Source organism: Gordonia sp. McavH-238-E (genome assembly GCF_022348225.1).
GTDB classification, from domain to species: domain Bacteria; phylum Actinomycetota; class Actinomycetes; order Mycobacteriales; family Mycobacteriaceae; genus Gordonia; species Gordonia terrae.
This window is the reverse complement of sequence record NZ_JAKRFE010000026.1, coordinates 1-14,611: the sequence shown is the minus strand read 5'-3', so window position 1 is coordinate 14,611 and position 14,611 is coordinate 1. Positions and strand designations below refer to the sequence as shown.

Annotated in this window: 11 protein-coding genes and 1 tRNA gene; 6 read left to right on the top strand and 6 right to left on the bottom strand. The window is 67.6% G+C overall.

Annotated elements, in window-relative coordinates:
• Positions 1-34 precede the first annotated feature (34 nt).
• On the top strand, positions 35-964 hold the full coding sequence (gene nudC / locus MHN80_RS24575) for an NAD(+) diphosphatase (protein ID WP_004023426.1): 930 nt from the start codon (positions 35-37) through the stop codon (positions 962-964).
• 26 nt (positions 965-990) lie between these two features.
• Here nudC and MHN80_RS24570 read toward each other — a convergent pair whose 3' ends face one another.
• Positions 991-1,275 carry a mycoredoxin gene (locus MHN80_RS24570; protein ID WP_004023425.1) on the bottom strand — a complete coding sequence of 95 codons (285 nt, stop codon included), beginning with the start codon at positions 1,273-1,275 and terminating at the stop codon, positions 991-993.
• Between the two features lie 129 nt (positions 1,276-1,404).
• Here MHN80_RS24570 and MHN80_RS24565 point away from each other — a divergent pair, with 129 nt between their 5' ends.
• Together MHN80_RS24565 and MHN80_RS24560 are read left to right on the top strand one after the other, a co-directional pair.
• A complete protein-coding gene (locus MHN80_RS24565) occupies positions 1,405-3,555 on the top strand; it encodes an ATP-dependent helicase (RefSeq protein WP_239404032.1) in 2,151 nt (716 codons plus the stop codon).
• 608 nt (positions 3,556-4,163) lie between these two features.
• Entirely contained in the window at positions 4,164-4,454 is a 291-nt protein-coding gene (locus tag MHN80_RS24560; protein WP_239404020.1) for a WhiB family transcriptional regulator, read from the top strand.
• Between the two features lie 63 nt (positions 4,455-4,517).
• On the opposite strand, the gene MHN80_RS24555 is transcribed toward MHN80_RS24560, so the two are convergent.
• The 3 genes from MHN80_RS24555 to MHN80_RS24545 all read right to left on the bottom strand — a co-directional run bounded on the left by MHN80_RS24555 (position 4,518) and on the right by MHN80_RS24545 (position 8,376).
• On the bottom strand, positions 4,518-5,834 hold the full coding sequence (locus MHN80_RS24555; RefSeq protein ID WP_004023421.1) for an AarF/ABC1/UbiB kinase family protein: 1,317 nt from the start codon (positions 5,832-5,834) through the stop codon (positions 4,518-4,520).
• Between the two features lie 15 nt (positions 5,835-5,849).
• Entirely contained in the window at positions 5,850-6,800 is a 951-nt protein-coding gene (locus tag MHN80_RS24550; protein ID WP_239404019.1) for a hypothetical protein, read from the bottom strand.
• An 88-nt stretch (positions 6,801-6,888) separates the two neighbouring features.
• A complete protein-coding gene (locus MHN80_RS24545; protein ID WP_004023419.1) occupies positions 6,889-8,376 on the bottom strand; it encodes a zinc-dependent metalloprotease in 1,488 nt (495 codons plus the stop codon).
• A gap of 145 nt (positions 8,377-8,521) precedes the next feature.
• Between MHN80_RS24545 and MHN80_RS24540 the strand changes: the two genes are divergently transcribed.
• Complete coding sequence (locus MHN80_RS24540) at positions 8,522-9,586, top strand: PDZ domain-containing protein (RefSeq protein WP_239404018.1); 1,065 nt, start codon at positions 8,522-8,524, stop codon at positions 9,584-9,586.
• Positions 9,587-9,607: 21 nt separating this feature from the next.
• On the opposite strand, the gene MHN80_RS24535 is transcribed toward MHN80_RS24540, so the two are convergent.
• Positions 9,608-10,150 (bottom strand): PPA1309 family protein, encoded by a 543-nt coding sequence (locus MHN80_RS24535; protein WP_239404017.1) that lies wholly within the window; start codon positions 10,148-10,150, stop codon positions 9,608-9,610.
• Between the two features lie 220 nt (positions 10,151-10,370).
• On the opposite strand from MHN80_RS24535, the gene MHN80_RS24530 reads away from it, so the two are divergent.
• On the top strand, positions 10,371-13,325 hold the full coding sequence (locus tag MHN80_RS24530) for a UPF0182 family protein (protein ID WP_239404016.1): 2,955 nt from the start codon (positions 10,371-10,373) through the stop codon (positions 13,323-13,325).
• Positions 13,326-13,369: 44 nt separating this feature from the next.
• Here MHN80_RS24530 and MHN80_RS24525 read toward each other — a convergent pair whose 3' ends face one another.
• Positions 13,370-13,654, bottom strand: coding sequence for a hypothetical protein (locus tag MHN80_RS24525; RefSeq protein ID WP_101820625.1), 285 nt, complete (start codon positions 13,652-13,654; stop codon positions 13,370-13,372).
• Between the two features lie 219 nt (positions 13,655-13,873).
• Here MHN80_RS24525 and MHN80_RS24520 point away from each other — a divergent pair.
• Positions 13,874-13,950, top strand: a tRNA-Met gene (locus MHN80_RS24520).
• Positions 13,951-14,611: the final 661 nt, after the last annotated feature.

Here is a 14,611-nt window from a genome sequence, read left to right as displayed (position 1 = left end):
CGATCCGCCGCTTCTGAGAAAGGCTTGTGCGCCAGTGCATTTCGAGCTGCCCGAACCGCCCCTGCTGTCGCGTGCGGTGTTCGACCGCGCGGACGCCATCCGCGACGACGCGCACCGGATGGCCGCCGGATGGCCGACGGCGAAGGTGTTGCTGATCGACGCGGCCGGTCGGTACCCGGTGACCGATGCCGGTGCGTTGCACTGGGTCGCCGCCACCACTGTCGCGGAGGCTCCACCGGCCGACGCGGTCATCCTCGGCTTCGACGCGGCCGACGGTGGCGCCGACCTGTGGACGCGTCGTGTGCACCACATCGACGGCCCGACCGACGACGCCCGGCGTGGTGCGACGCGGCTGTCCGCCGACGAGGCGGGCCTGCTCGCCACCGCACTGGGGATCCTGAACTGGCATGAGACCGCCCGTCATTCACCGGTCGACGGTTCGCCCACCCAACCCGCTCGCGGCGGGTGGGTCCGGCGCAGCGTCGACTCCGGACGAGACGAGTTCCCGCGTACCGACCCGGCGATCATCACCGTCGTCCACGACGGTGCCGACCGCATCCTGCTCGGTCGGCAGGCCGTGTGGCCGGACGGCTGGTATTCGACGCTTGCCGGTTTCGTCGAGCCGGGGGAGTCGCTCGAACAGTGCGTGCTCCGCGAGGTGCACGAGGAAGTCGGCATCGTGGTGCGCGAACCGCGCTATCTGGGCAGCCAGCCCTGGCCGTTCCCGCGGTCGCTCATGCTGGGTTTCGCGGCCATCGGCGACCCGACCGACGAGCTGGCATTCCTCGACGGCGAGATCGGCGACGCGCAGTGGTTCCACCGCGATGAGGTCCGGGAGGCTCTTGCCCGCGGCGACGGCTGGTCACGCGCCGAGGCGCCGGGCGCCGACGACGCGGATCGTCTGCGTCTTCCCGGGTCGATCTCCATCGCGCGATCGATGATCGAGGCCTGGGCGGCCGGGTAACCCGCGCCGAGCAGACCCGATGCGTCTCAGACGCCCAGCTTGGCCTTGACGTCGGCGATCGACGGGTTGGTGGCTGTGGTGCCGTCGGCGTAGAGGACGGTGGGCACGACGTGATTGCCGCCGTTGACACTGCCCACGAACTCGGCGGCGTCGGGGTTCAGCTCGATGTCGATCTCCTGCCAGGTGATTCCGCTGCTCTTGAGGCCGCGCTTGAGGCGGGCGCAGAATCCGCACCACGACGTCGTGTACATGGTCAGTTCGCCGGTGTCGGAGGTGCGGGCGCCGGCCTCGTCGTCGATCACGTTGCTCATGGGTCCCATAACACCATGTCCGGGCCCGCTGTTCCCGCCGACATCGTTCTCGCCCGTAGCTGTTCCCTGCTGTGCTGTTCGCTGCTGTGCCGTTCCCATCTGGGGGCGGCGTCGGTGGTTGGTGACATAGTGGACGCCGTGCCTCACCCGACTTCTGCCGCGAATCCCGAGTCCTCGCGTCGCGCCTCGGCGCCGGTGAGTCGTGGCGCGGTCGAGGGGCTCGATCCCGAACAGAGCGCCGCCGTCCTCGCGCCGCGCGGACCGGTGTGCGTACTGGCCGGCGCGGGCACGGGCAAGACCCGGACCATCACCCGCCGGATCGCCCACCTCATCGATACCGGCCAGGTCAACCCCGGTCAGGTTCTCGCGGTCACGTTCACCGCCCGGGCCGCGGGGGAGATGCGGACCCGACTGCGCGGTCTTGGTGTCGGCGGCGGTTCGGGCGGCAGCGTCGCGGCCCAGACCTTCCACGCCGCCGCCATGCGGCAGCTGCGGTACTTCTGGCCGCGCGCGTTCGGTGACGCCCGCTGGGAACTCCTCGACAACAAGTTCCCGCTCATCTCGCGGGCGGCCCGACGCTCCGGTCTGGACACCGCCACCGACACCCTGCGCGACCTGTCGTCGGAGATCGAGTGGGCCAAGGCCTCGCTCATCTCGCCGGAGAACTACGTCGAGGCCGTGGGCCGGCTCGGCCGGGAGTCGCCGGCGCCGCCCGCGAAGGTCGCCGCCGTGTACGGACACTACGAGGACGCCAAGGTCTCGCCCGATGGTGACCGGTTGCTCGACTTCGACGACATGCTCATCTACATGACCCAGATCCTCACCGCCGAGCCCGGCGCGGTGGATGAGTTCCGTTCGCGGTACCGGTGTTTCGTCGTCGACGAATACCAGGACGTGACCCCCGTGCAGCAGGGTCTGCTCGACGCCTGGCTGGGGGAGCGCGACGATCTGACGGTCGTCGGCGATGCCAACCAGACGATCTACACCTTCACCGGCGCGTCCCCCAACCACCTGCTGGACTTCAGTCGCCGGTTCCCGGAGGCGACGGTCGTCCGGCTGGAGCGGGACTACCGGTCCACCCCCGAGGTGGTCGACCTCGCGAACCGGGTCATCGGTGCGGCCCGCGGCCGGATCGCGGGAACCCGGCTCCGCCTCGTCGGACAACGCCCCGCCGGTCCGGCGCCGCAGTTCGCCGAGTACGACGACGAGCCCGCTGCGGCGACTGCCGTCGCCATCGAGATCAAGCACCTCCTCCGCGCCGGGGTCGCACCCGCGGAGATCGCCATCCTGTACCGGGTCAACGCGCAGTCGGAGAACTATGAGCAGGCGCTCACCGAGATGGGTATCCCGTACCAGGTCCGCGGGGGCGAGGCGTTCTTCGCGCGCACCGAGGTTCGGCAGGCCATGCGGCAGCTCGCCACGGTCGCCGGCCGGGAGGTCAGGCCCGACGTGGAGATCCTCGACGTCGTGCGCGCGGTCCTCGGCGAACTCGGACTCACCGAGGAGGAGCCGTCTGGCGCCCAGGCGCGGAGCCGCTGGGAGTCGCTGAAAGCGCTGGTCCAGCTGACCGAGGACATGGTGGCCGAGAATCCCGAGCTGACGCTGCCGCAGCTGTCGGCCGAGCTCGCGTCGCGCGCCGAGGCTCGTCACCCACCGACCGTGCAGGGTGTCACGCTGTCGTCGCTGCACGCGGCCAAGGGACTCGAGTGGGACGCGGTGTTCCTCGTCGGACTCACCGACGGGTCCCTGCCCATCAGCCAGGCGATCAAGGGGTCGTGGGAAGAGGTCGAGGAGGAGCGACGCCTCTTCTATGTCGGCGTCACCCGCGCCCGCGAGCATCTGCATCTGTCGTGGGCGCTGGCCCGCAACGAGGGTGGCCGCGCTCGTCGGCGGTCACGTTTCCTTGCCGATCTCGTTCCCGACGACTCGCCGGCCTCGCCGATCGCGAAGGAGCGAGCACCCCGTCGTGGGCCGACGTGCCGGGTCTGTGGTTCGCGGCTGATGGACTCGACCGCGACACTGCTCGGTCGCTGCGCGGGGTGCCCCTCGGATCTCGACGAAGGGCTGCTGGTCTCGCTGAAGGAATGGCGTCGTGAGCGGGCGCAGGAGAAAAAGGTGCCGGCGTTCGTCGTCTTCTCCGACAAGACGCTCACCGCGATCGCCGAGCAACGACCCACCGATACCGCTGCGCTGGTGGCGATCTCGGGAATCGGCGCCAAGAAGGTCGACGACTACGGCGACGACATCCTCGAACTCGTCAAAACTGCAGGTCAAAAATAGGTTGTGCGGGTTTCGGCCCAGCGTCTAGTCTGATTCCCGTCAGTACGGGGATGGGTCGAGTGCGTCCGTCACGCGGCCCCACAGTCACCGACGACCGACGACAACGCGGAAAGCCACGAGACCAGAAGGGAGTGGATCAGTGAACGGAATCATCGTGCGCCAGGCCGGCACCTGCCAGTCTGCGGCAAAACTGAGTGCGGCGAACACGCATGCGACGACATCGCATGGCACGAAGCGCAATCAGCCCGCCATCGCGCGTACCGGTCGCACCCGCTCCTGGATGCCGGTCGCCCGAGCGTGCACCAGCTTCGCACGCCCGGTCGCCCTCCCTCCGGCGGCTCTGCACCTGGCAGCCGAAGCGCGCGTAGCGCGAATCGCACCGCCCGCAGCAGCAGTAGCACCCGCGCCGCGTCGGTTCCCCGTTCTGTTCCGAAGTTCCCGGAGTTAGATCTCCGAGACAATCCGGGCCACGGGCGAATCGCAGAGGCGACACCCGTGGCCCTCTTTTTCTGTCATCCGAATCTCCGCCCCGTTCCGGGGTCTCGGACACAGAGCCACATCGAGGACTCGGGTTCAACACCCCAAACGAGCAGATGTGGAGAATCCCAATGACTGTCGAATGCGTACTCGAGTCCTGTATGTCGGCGGACCGCGCAGCGACCGCCCGGCTCGACCTGCCCTGCCAGGTCGCCGACGCAGATCTGTGGTTCGCCGAAGACCCCCGTGACCTCGAGCGTGCGAAGGCGATGTGCGCCGAGTGCCCGCTGCGGGCCCAGTGCCTGCAGGCCGCGCTCGACCGGTCCGAACCCTGGGGGGTCTGGGGCGGCGAGATCCTCGAGCGTGGCGCCGTCATCGCGCGCAAGCGTCCCCGCGGCCGTCCGCGCAAGAACGCTGCGTGACGACAACACCGACGCCGCGAGCAGAAATGCTCGCGGCGTCGGTGTCGTGTCTGTGGAGTGGTGTCAGTCGCCCAGGCCGGGAACCCACTCCTCCATGATGGCGCGGTAGGGGGCGTGTGCCTCGAGTTGCGAGGCGATGCCGACGCAGCCCCCGAGTACACGGAACACCATCACGAAACGCTTGGGCACGTTGAGGTTTCGTGAGGTCTTGTACACGTCGCCGCGGACATCGGTGGCCTTGCCCGCGGCTCGTTGCATCCACTTCCGGGTGAAGTGGAAGGACTCGGAGTAGAGCGGATCGACGTACGGACGAAGGTAGGCCTCGAGATCGGCACTCGTCACCTTGTTCGCGTGGGACGGGCGGATGAACTCGGCCGAGATCATGAGCTCTTTGAGTTCGTCGTACTTCTTGTCACGCGCCAGCCGCAGGATCGGACCGGTCTCGGGCGGGAGCCCCTCCGGGTAGTGACCCACCGCGCCGAAGTCGAGCACGCCGAAACGTCCATCGGTCGCCACGAAGAAGTTCCCCGGATGCGGGTCGCCGTGCAGGAGTCCGACCCGGTAGGGGGAGCTGACCTCGAACTCGGCCATCTTCGCGGCCGCATCGTCGCGCGTCTTCTGATCGCCCGTGGTGATGATCTTCGACAGCGGGACGCCGTCGACCCACTCCGAGACGACGACCTTGGGGGCGCTCGCGACGACCTTCGGGATGAGGAAGTCAGGATGTCCGTCGTAGGCCTTGGCGAAAGCGCGCTGGTTGTCGGCTTCACCGAGGTAGTCGAGTTCGGCTTCGGTCCGGTCGATGAGTTCGTCCATCATCGCCTTGACATCGGTGCCGGGAGACAGCCGCTGCAGGAGTCCGGACATGCGGGACAGGGTCTTCAGGTCGGCTTTCAGTGCGTGGTCCGCGCCGGGATACTGCACCTTGACCGCGACCTCACGGCCGTCGGACCAGACACCCTTGTGGACCTGCCCGATGGACGCAGAGGCGGCCGGTACGTCGGAGAATTCCTGGAAACGCTCGCGCCAGCGGGTGCCGAGCTGCTGGTCGAGCACCTTGTGGACCTTCTCCGCCGGCATCGGGGGAGCGTCGGCCTGCAATTTGGTGAGGGCTTCGCGAAAGGGCTCACCGAACTCGTCCGGGATGGCGGCTTCCATGATCGAGAGCGCCTGCCCGACCTTCATGGCGCCGCCCTTCAGCTCGCCGAGGACGGCGAAGAGCTGTTCGGCGGACTTCTCCAGGAGCTCCTGGTTGACCTCGTCCTTGTCTCTGCCGACCATGCGCTTGCCGAAGCCGGCAGCGGCCCGACCGGCCATACCGATCGGAAGAGAAGCCAGTTTCGCGTTGCGGCGACCCTGTCCTTTGGTGATGTCGGTCATAGCATCCTTTCCGCGTCACACAATAGACGACCTGGCTCGTTGATCTCGTACGGCACGACAATCACAGTCCGGGTGCGGCGACCACCGCTTGATGTCCAGTCGAGTCGGGTCATCTCGCACCTCCAGAACTCGGTCCAGCAGTTGCGGGGCCGCAGGCGAGTCCGACCCGGACCGACGGCTGTGCACGGCGGCCACCAGCCACTCGATCTGGGAGTACGCGATGGCGGCCGTCATCGCCTGAACGGTCGCGCTCGCCTGTCCCGACGTGCGGATCAGCTGCGCAGCCAACGCCGGCCATTCCGGGTCTGCGTCGGAGCGGTGACGATCGGCGCACATCAGGCAACCGGACAGCCCGGGCAGCACCAGCGGACCGACGATCCCGACCCCGTCTCGGACTCGCACCAGCAGGTGCGGAATCCCGGCGCGGGTCAGCGCGAACACCACCTGCGGGTCGTGGACGACGAAGTCGGTCAGGATGACCAGGTCGGTGTCGATGGCGTCGAGCGAGCCGTCGGGGAGCCGACGCATGGTGTGCCGGGCCGACGACGTGCCCGATCCGGCCAGCGAACTCGTCAGATGCTCGCTGAGCGGTCCCTGCCCGTGGATCAGGACGTGGAAGTCCGAGCTGCGGCGCACGACTTCGGCGACCGCCCGACCGGCGGACACCAGACTGCTCAGGACGAGGACGAGATCGTCGTCCTGCAGACCCGCCCGGCGTGCTCGGCGAGAGAACGTGTCCGAGGTACATGCGTCCTCGAGCGAACGCAGCAGCGCCGCAACTGAATGCGCCGACACCGAGGCGTCGAGATCGAGCAGCAGGCTGTCGGCCGGATCTATCCCGACGCGGACCGAGTTCCCGGGCTGGACGAGAATCGGGGTACCCGGACGCAGCCGTGGCACCGCGAACGGACTCCCCGCGACGATGGGAGCCGAGAGGGCGCGGGCACTCGTCCGGACTGGCGACATGCGGCAACTGTGCCAGCCGGACGCCCTCACGGACGCTCGGCGAGCGGGTTATCCACAACATGGCCGGATCCACCGGGGGTGTGGACTTCTACGATCCGCCTCGGGCGGAGCCGTCACCGCTGTCACCCTCGCCATCGGGGCTCTCGCGGTCATCGCCCTTGCCGCGAGCCCTTTCGTCGGCGATGGTCTTCTCGAGTTGCGCGATCGGGTCGTCGAGCTCGTCGCCGCCCAGGAGTCGGTCGATGAAACCGGCGGGGTTGTCGAGGTCGTCGGAATCCGGCAGCAGATCGGGGTGAGCCCACACGCCGTCCCTGGTCGCGACGTCGGTCGCCTCCAGCGCGCGACGCCACAACTCCGAGGCCTCACGGACCTTGCGGGGTCGCAACTCGAGACCGACCAGTGTTGCGAACGTCTGCTCTGCCGGACCGCCCGAGGCGCGTCGGCGCCGCATCGTCTCGGTGAGTGCCCCGGTGCTCGGGATCCGATCGCCCAGTGCTCGGGTCACGACCTGCTCGACCCAGCCCTCGATGAGCGCCAGCAGGGTCTCGAGGCGGCCGAGTGCTGCCTTCTGTTCCGGCGTCGTCGTCGGCTCGAACGTCGTCGACGAACTGATGAGCTCTTCGAGTTTCGAAGGGTCGGAGAGCAATTGGGTCGGGTCGATCCCGGCCGTGGCGTCGGTGATGCCGCTGAAGTCGATACTGATCCCGCGGGCGTACTCCTCGACGGTGGCGAGGAGCCGCTGACGCAGCCAGCCGACATGGGTGAACAGGCGCACGTGCGCGGCCTCACGCGCGGCCAGGAAGACGATGATCTCCTGCGCCGGCTGTTCGAGTCCCTCGGCGAACTTCGCGATCGCCTCGGGAAGCAGGACGGCGATGCCCTCGGGTGCCAGCGGCAGGCCGACGTCGGTCGATGTCAGCACTTCCTTGGCGAGTTGGCCGAGGCCCTGTCCGAGCTGTGTGCCGAACGCCATGCCGCTCATCTGCGTCAGCATCCCGATCATGGGGCCGGCGAACTGCGCGGCCTCGGCGGGGAGGTTGTCCTGCCAGGTCCGGGCGAGCTGCTCGGCAACCGGATCGCACAGTCCCTTCCACGTGTCCATCGACTCCTCGAGCCATTGGACAGGGGTCCACGCCACCGTCTGGGTGACCCCGCTGGGGAAGTTCGTCGCGTCATCGAGCCAGACGTCGGCGAGACGGACGGCGTCGGCGGATGCGGTGTTCTCCTTCTCCAGGATCGGGGTGAACGAACCGATCTGCTGCCGGGCGAGGTTGGTGGCCACCGAGTAGTTCACCGGGCCTTGCCCGCCACCGGCCATACCGGCGCCCATCCCGCTGAACATGTTGCCCAGTTGCGAGAACATCTGACCGATCATGTTGGGATCGAACTTCGACGGGTCGAAGTCGCCGCCCGGGCCGCCCCCGAATCCCTGGGCGCCCCCGAATCCGAACGGGTTGGACCCGCCGAACGGGTTGCCACCGGGATTGTCGCCCGGCTTGTTCTTGTCACCGCTGTTCTTGTCGCGGTCGTCGTCGCCGTCACCGGACGACGAGAAGCCGAAGGGCAGATCACTCATGGGTTCCACCGTACCGCCCGGTGAGGTACGTGAACGGCGACGACTGTTCGCCCTGCGCGTAGTCGGCTCATGGTTTGCCCGGCGTGGCCGCCGGCGTCCTCGGCGCACCCGCTCGGCCCCGCCGCGGGGCACTATCGTGTGCGGAATGAGTTCGAGCCCCCGCTTCCGTAGAATCGCCGCGGCCGCGGTCTCCACCGTGGTCCTGCTGGCGTTGCTGGTCCTGGGCACACAGGTGCAGGTGCCCTACGCCGCGCTCGGACCCGGACCGACGCTGAACACCCTCGGCACCACGAAGGTGGAGGACGACGGCGCGGTCGTCGAGCGCAAGGTCGTGCAGATCGACGGTGCGGCAACCGATCCGACGACCGGCCACCTCAATCTCACCACCGTCTCCGTCCGAGATGGGCTGTCGCTCTTCGACGCCCTGGGGATGTGGTTGTCGGGCACCTACTCGCTCACTCCCCGTGATCAGGTCTATCCGCCGGATCGCACCACCGAACAGGTACAGCAGGAGAACGCCCAGCAGATGACGGGTTCGGAGGAGAACGCGACGGTCGCCGCACTCCGCTACCTGGACCGTCCGACGGCCCTGCGCATCGCGAGCGTCGGACCCGACGGACCGGCCGTCGGGGTGGTGCGCGCCGGCGACGAGGTCGTGCGGGCCGGAGGCGTACCGGTGGAGACGGGCGAACAGCTCCGGAAGGTCGTCGGTGACAATCCGCCCGGAACGGTGCTGCCGCTCGAGATCGTCCGGGCCGGCGCACAGCAGACGGTGTCGGTCACGCTCGGCAAGCATCCCGCGGACCCCGAGGCCGGCTATCTCGGCGTCGTCCCGGAGGTCGTGAACGCCGATCCCCGGCTCGAGGTCACCTACACGGTGGGCGACATCGGCGGGCCGTCGGCCGGGATGATGCTGGCATTGGCGGTCATCGACCAGCTGAGTCCCGGCGAGCTGACCTCCGGGAAGTTCATCGCCGGCACCGGCACCATCACCGACGAGGGCGCGGTCGGCCCGATCGGCGGCATCACCCACAAGACCCGAGCCGCGCGCGACGCCGGTGCGACCGTGTTTCTCGTGCCTGCCCGCAACTGTGCCGAAGCTGTTTCCGAGCGACCGGACGGGCTCGAGCTGGTCAAGGTCGACACCCTCGACGGCGCCGTCGACGCGCTGGGTGCGATCGGCGCCGGACGTCCGGCGCCGACCTGCTGACGCGGTCCCGGACGCGTGGGGTCAGCCCCGCGCAGACTCCTCGGGCACGTCGGGAGCGAAGGTGCCGCGGAGCGCGGCACGCAGTTCGAGGGCCAGTTGAGGATGGGTCAGCAGCTCGCGTTCCTCGTCGGGTCCCGGACGCAATCGCATCAACGCCAGGTCCGCGCCGCTGCGCAGCACCCCGACCACCAGGCGGGCGACCTCCTCGTCCGCATGCTGGTCGCCGGTCTCGGTGACGACGTAGCGAGGCGTGTGGTCGTCGTCTTCGGGCTCCACGACGAGGATCTCGATCGCGACCGCCGCGCCGACGACGTCTCGCGGCCAGACCGCCGACGCCAGGAACTCGTCGAGGTCGTCGACGTCCTCTTCCACGGGCGTGAGGGCCGGGCCGTCCGCGGAGATCACGTCGGGGAGCCGTTCGGCGAGCAGGTCCGTGGGTGCCAGCGCGAACACCGAGGGTTGTTGTCCCCAACCGCGCGTGTCGACATGTTCCATGATCTCGCTCAGGGCGCTGCCGAGGTCGTCGGCTGAGTAGACACGCGGGGCATTCGATTGGTCGGCCACGTGCTCATCCTGCCCCGGGGCGCGGTACGACGACGAGTCCGCGGTGCCGGTGGGGAACCGCAGACGTGTCGCGATCGTTGAGCGGGCGCCCCGAGTGAGAAGGTCACCCGGGTGGTGCCAGTACAGTGGGCACCACGCCCAGCAGGCAGTCGTGTGCGGGCGGTGTCCGGATTGAGAGCTTTGGAGAGTGGGTCTGGTGGGCGTCCGAGGGCCGGCGGGAATGCCGACACTGTCACGCAGGAGCAAGATCATCATCGGGCTCGGTGTGGCCGTCCTGGTGCTGTTGCTCGTCGGACCGCGCCTGATCGGTCTCGCGACCGACTGGCTCTGGTTCTCCGACGTCGGGTATTCGGGCGTCTTCACCAAGGTGATCTGGACGCGCGTGATCCTGTTCCTGATCACGACGGTCGTCGTCGGTGCCATCATCTTCGGCGCGGTGGCCCTGGCATACCGCAGCCGTCCGGTGTTCGTCCCGACCGCGGGCCCGAATGATCCGCTCGCGCGCTACCGCACCGCCATCATGGGCAAGGTCCGCTGGTTCGCGATCGTCCCCGCGGTGATCATCGGCGCGCTGGCCGGCCTCGTCGCGCAGGGTTCGTGGGCGACCGTCCAGATGTTCCTGCACGGGCAGTCGTTCGGGCGGACCGATCCCCAGTTCAATCTCGACATCGGCTTCTATGCCTTCGACCTGCCGTTCTACCGGTTCGTGCTGAACCTGCTGTTCGTGGTCGTCGTGGTCGCCTTCCTGTCGAACCTCGTCACCCACTATCTCTTCGGCGGTATCCGGCTGGGGCAGGGCGGCGGTTCGGTGACCACCGCGGCACGTATCCAGCTCGCGGTCCTGGCCGGGACCTTCCTCCTGCTGAAGGCGGCCGCCTACTGGCTCGACCGGTACTCGCTGCTCTCGAGTCAGCGGAAAGCCGAGATCTTCCCCGGTGCCAGTTACACCGACATCAACGCGGTGCTGCCGTCGAAGCTCATCCTGATGGCGATCGCGATCATCTGTGCGGTCGCGTTCTTCGCCGGGATCGTGCTGCGCGACCTACGGGTGCCGGCACTCGCCACCGTCTTGATGCTGTTCTCCGCGTTGCTCATCGGTGTCGGCTGGCCGCTCACGATGGAGCAGTTCTCGGTGAAGCCGAATGCCGCGCAGAAGGAAGCCGAGTACATAGACCGCGCCATCACGTCGACACGTGAGGCGTATGGGATCGGGCCGGACAAGGTCGTCACCCAGAACGACTGGACCGCCCGGCCGGCAACGCCTGCGTTGGTCAACAGCGACGTACCGACGCTGTCGAACGTACGCATCCTCGACCCGAACGTCGTGTCGCCGACGTTCATCCAGCAGCAGCAGCGGCAGAACTTCTACGGCTTCCCCACGCAGCTGGCGGTCGACCGCTACCGCATCGACGGTGAACTGCGCGACTTCGTGGTCGCGGTCCGTGAACTCGACCCCAGCCGCTACCTCGAGAACCAGCAGAACTGGCTGAACAAGCACCTCGTCTACACCCACGGCGACGGGTTCGTCGCAGCTCCGGCCAACCGGGTCAACGAGTCGCGCGACGTCAACGACATCGACGGCGGTGGCGACCCGTTCTACTACGTCAGCGACACCTCGAACTACCAGTCCGAGGAGTACAAGCGCGACGCACCGATCCAGGTGAGCCAGCCCCGCATCTACTTCGGCGAGCTGCTCGCGAAGATCGACCCCGACTACGCGATCGTCGGCTCCGACGACGGTCAGGCACGTGAGCACGACATCGGTGACGACAAGTACACCTATCAGGGGCCGGCCGGGGTGTCCCTGGGCAACTGGTTCAACCGGGTGCTCTATGCGGGCAAGTACGCCGAGCGCAACTTCCTGCTGTCGGGTGAGATCAACTCGGCGTCGAAGATCATCTACAACCGCGACCCCCGCGACCGTGTCGAACAGGTGGCACCGTGGCTGACCGTGGACTCGAAGACGTATCCCGCGGTCATGGAGGACGGCTCGATCAAGTGGATCGTCGACGGATACACGACCCTCGACAACTACCCGTACTCGCAGCCCACCTCGCTGCAGAGCGCGACCGCCGACGCCCAGGACCTCAACCCGGGGCAGACCGGACGCACGCAGATCAACAAGACCGTGTCGTACGTGCGCAACTCGGTCAAGGCGACTGTCGACGCGTACACCGGTGAGGTGGAGCTCTATGAGTTCGACACCGAGGACCCGGTACTGAAGACCTGGATGGACGTCTTCCCCGGAACGGTGAAGTCGCGTGCCGACTTCGACGCGCAGACCTCGCTGCGGGATCACGTCCGCTACCCCGAGGACATCTTCAAGATCCAGCGGCAACTCCTGACGCGCTACCACGTCGATTCGCCGCAGACGTTCTTCCAGGCGAGCGACTTCTGGTCGGTTCCCTCGGACCCGACCGATCCCGATGCCGACCAGCGCGGTCTCGATCAGCCGCCGTACTACTTCGTGGCGTCCGATCCGGAGAGCGGACAACCGACGTTCCAGCTGACCTCGGTGCTCACCCGCCTCAACCGGCCGATCCTGGGTGCGTACGTGACGGTCTCGTCGAACCCTGAGAACTACGGGCAGATGACGGTCAAACAATTGCCCGGCAATGCCCAACGATCGGGTCCGAAGCAGGCCTTCAACCCGATGCGGACCGACGGACGTGTCGCCGAATCACTGAAGTCGCTGGAGAACACGGCGACGGTGACCTTCGGAAACCTCTTGACGCTGCCCGTGGGGGACAACGGCATCCTGTACGTCGTCCCGATGTACGCGCAGGCCCAGGGTGAGGAAGCGTTCCCCCGACTCTTCCGCGTGATCACCCGGTATGAGCCCGCCGAGCGGGAGGCCCGGATCGGGTATGCGCCGACGACCGGCGAGGCACTTCGGCAGGTCGGCATCACGCCCGCCGCCGGCGTGGTGCCCGACGATCAGCAGCCGACCGAGCCGGACCAGGCCGGGACGCCGGACACCAACACGCCGACGCCGAATGAACCTCCGCAGCAGGGTGATTCGCCTGAGCGCGATGCCGCTGCCAAGGCCATCGGCGATGCGATCACGGCCCTGCGTGAGGCCCAGCAGGGTGGCGACTTCGCCGCGTACGGTCAGGCGCTCGACCAGTTGAGTCAGGCGGTTGCCAGGTACGAGTCGCTGGCCGCCCCGAACTAGTCACGGGCTGCCCGAACACCGAGCGCTGTCTGCGCGAAGTGCCGCTATCCGCGGTATTTCCGCAGGTAGCGCTCGGTTTCGTTGGGGGTGTTGTCGGGGAGGACGGGGCTGTGGTGATGGCGATGGCCGAGCGAGAAGAAGATCGACACCGCGGTGGCGAAGGCGGCCACCATCAGCAGGCCGCACAGAATGGCGGGACCGACATTGCCGACCGCCATGTGGACCAGCCAGAGTGCGGCCATCGCGAATCCGCCGAGAGCCAGGATGAAACCGACGAAGCTCATCGGGTGGTTGCCGTGACTCTCGTGGTGGAAGCGGTGAGTGTTCATGGTTCCTCCTCGGCGGTGGCTTCTCGTGTGCCGAGTGTACGCCGGATGTGATGGGCATCACATATCGACAGGTGATGGGGCATCGGTCAGTGGGCCACCGCCGACCTGCGGCTACACGTGTGCGAGTGACCGCCGTCACTGCCATTTGCCCAGGTCGCAGCGGGTTGGGGTATCGATTTGCATCGCTGACGAACCGGTGTGTAACGTTGTGTTCACCAACGCGGGGTGGAGCAGCTCGGTAGCTCGCTGGGCTCATAACCCAGAGGTCGCAGGTTCAAATCCTGTCCCCGCTACCAACACCAAGAACCCCCGCCCGGGATGCCCGGGCGGGGGTTCTTGCTTTGTGTCGGGGCCGGTGACCGAGGGCGCCTCTCGGCGAACGACCGCCGGCGAGGAAGAGCCGCCGGCCGGGTCGGCGTCGGTCCTCGAGCTGTCAGCTCTTCACATCGTCGGTCCCCGATCCGCGTGATCTCACACCGTCAATATTCGAAGCCTGGTTTTCAGAGCCGCCGGCACCATGCGTGCGGAGGTGGGGACGGGGGAGAGTCGACGGCGCGTAAATGCCCGGCCGGCATCCCGGGAGTCGACCCGGACCAGGGCCGCCGGCAGAACCGATGGAGTCTGCGCAGACGAACCTCGGTTGGTTGCTCACGACCCCTGCTGACCAGGCGATTTGACGCCGAGGGGCGCGGTGCGTAACTTATGTCGAGTCAGCGAGCCACGGCGCCGCCCCGGAGGGCCTGAGAGGGTCTGATGGCGGGGAGTGGAGACCGGGTTTGTCGTTGGCCGCCCCTTGTTTGTTCTGGTTGGGACTGTTTGTGTCTCGGGTGGGATGGTGAGGGTTGCCAGGTTCCTTGAGTCCGAAATTTTTCGGAGTTGCGGACTGCGGTTTGGGTCTGGTAGGCTGGAAGAGTTGCCTCGGAGACGGGGTGGCTTGGTTGGTTGACATGCAAGTCT

Coding starts and splice junctions, on each gene's coding strand:
- MHN80_RS24540 (WP_239404018.1), top strand. CDS start 8,522: ATGAGTTCGAGCCCCCGCTTCCGTAGAATCGCCGCGGCCGCGGTCTCC.
- MHN80_RS24570 (WP_004023425.1), bottom strand. CDS start 1,275: ATGAGCAACGTGATCGACGACGAGGCCGGCGCCCGCACCTCCGACACC.
- MHN80_RS24555 (WP_004023421.1), bottom strand. CDS start 5,834: ATGACCGACATCACCAAAGGACAGGGTCGCCGCAACGCGAAACTGGCT.
- MHN80_RS24545 (WP_004023419.1), bottom strand. CDS start 8,376: ATGAGTGATCTGCCCTTCGGCTTCTCGTCGTCCGGTGACGGCGACGAC.
- MHN80_RS24550 (WP_239404019.1), bottom strand. CDS start 6,800: ATGTCGCCAGTCCGGACGAGTGCCCGCGCCCTCTCGGCTCCCATCGTC.
- MHN80_RS24530 (WP_239404016.1), top strand. CDS start 10,371: ATGCCGACACTGTCACGCAGGAGCAAGATCATCATCGGGCTCGGTGTG.
- MHN80_RS24525 (WP_101820625.1), bottom strand. CDS start 13,654: ATGAACACTCACCGCTTCCACCACGAGAGTCACGGCAACCACCCGATG.
- MHN80_RS24560 (WP_239404020.1), top strand. CDS start 4,164: ATGACTGTCGAATGCGTACTCGAGTCCTGTATGTCGGCGGACCGCGCA.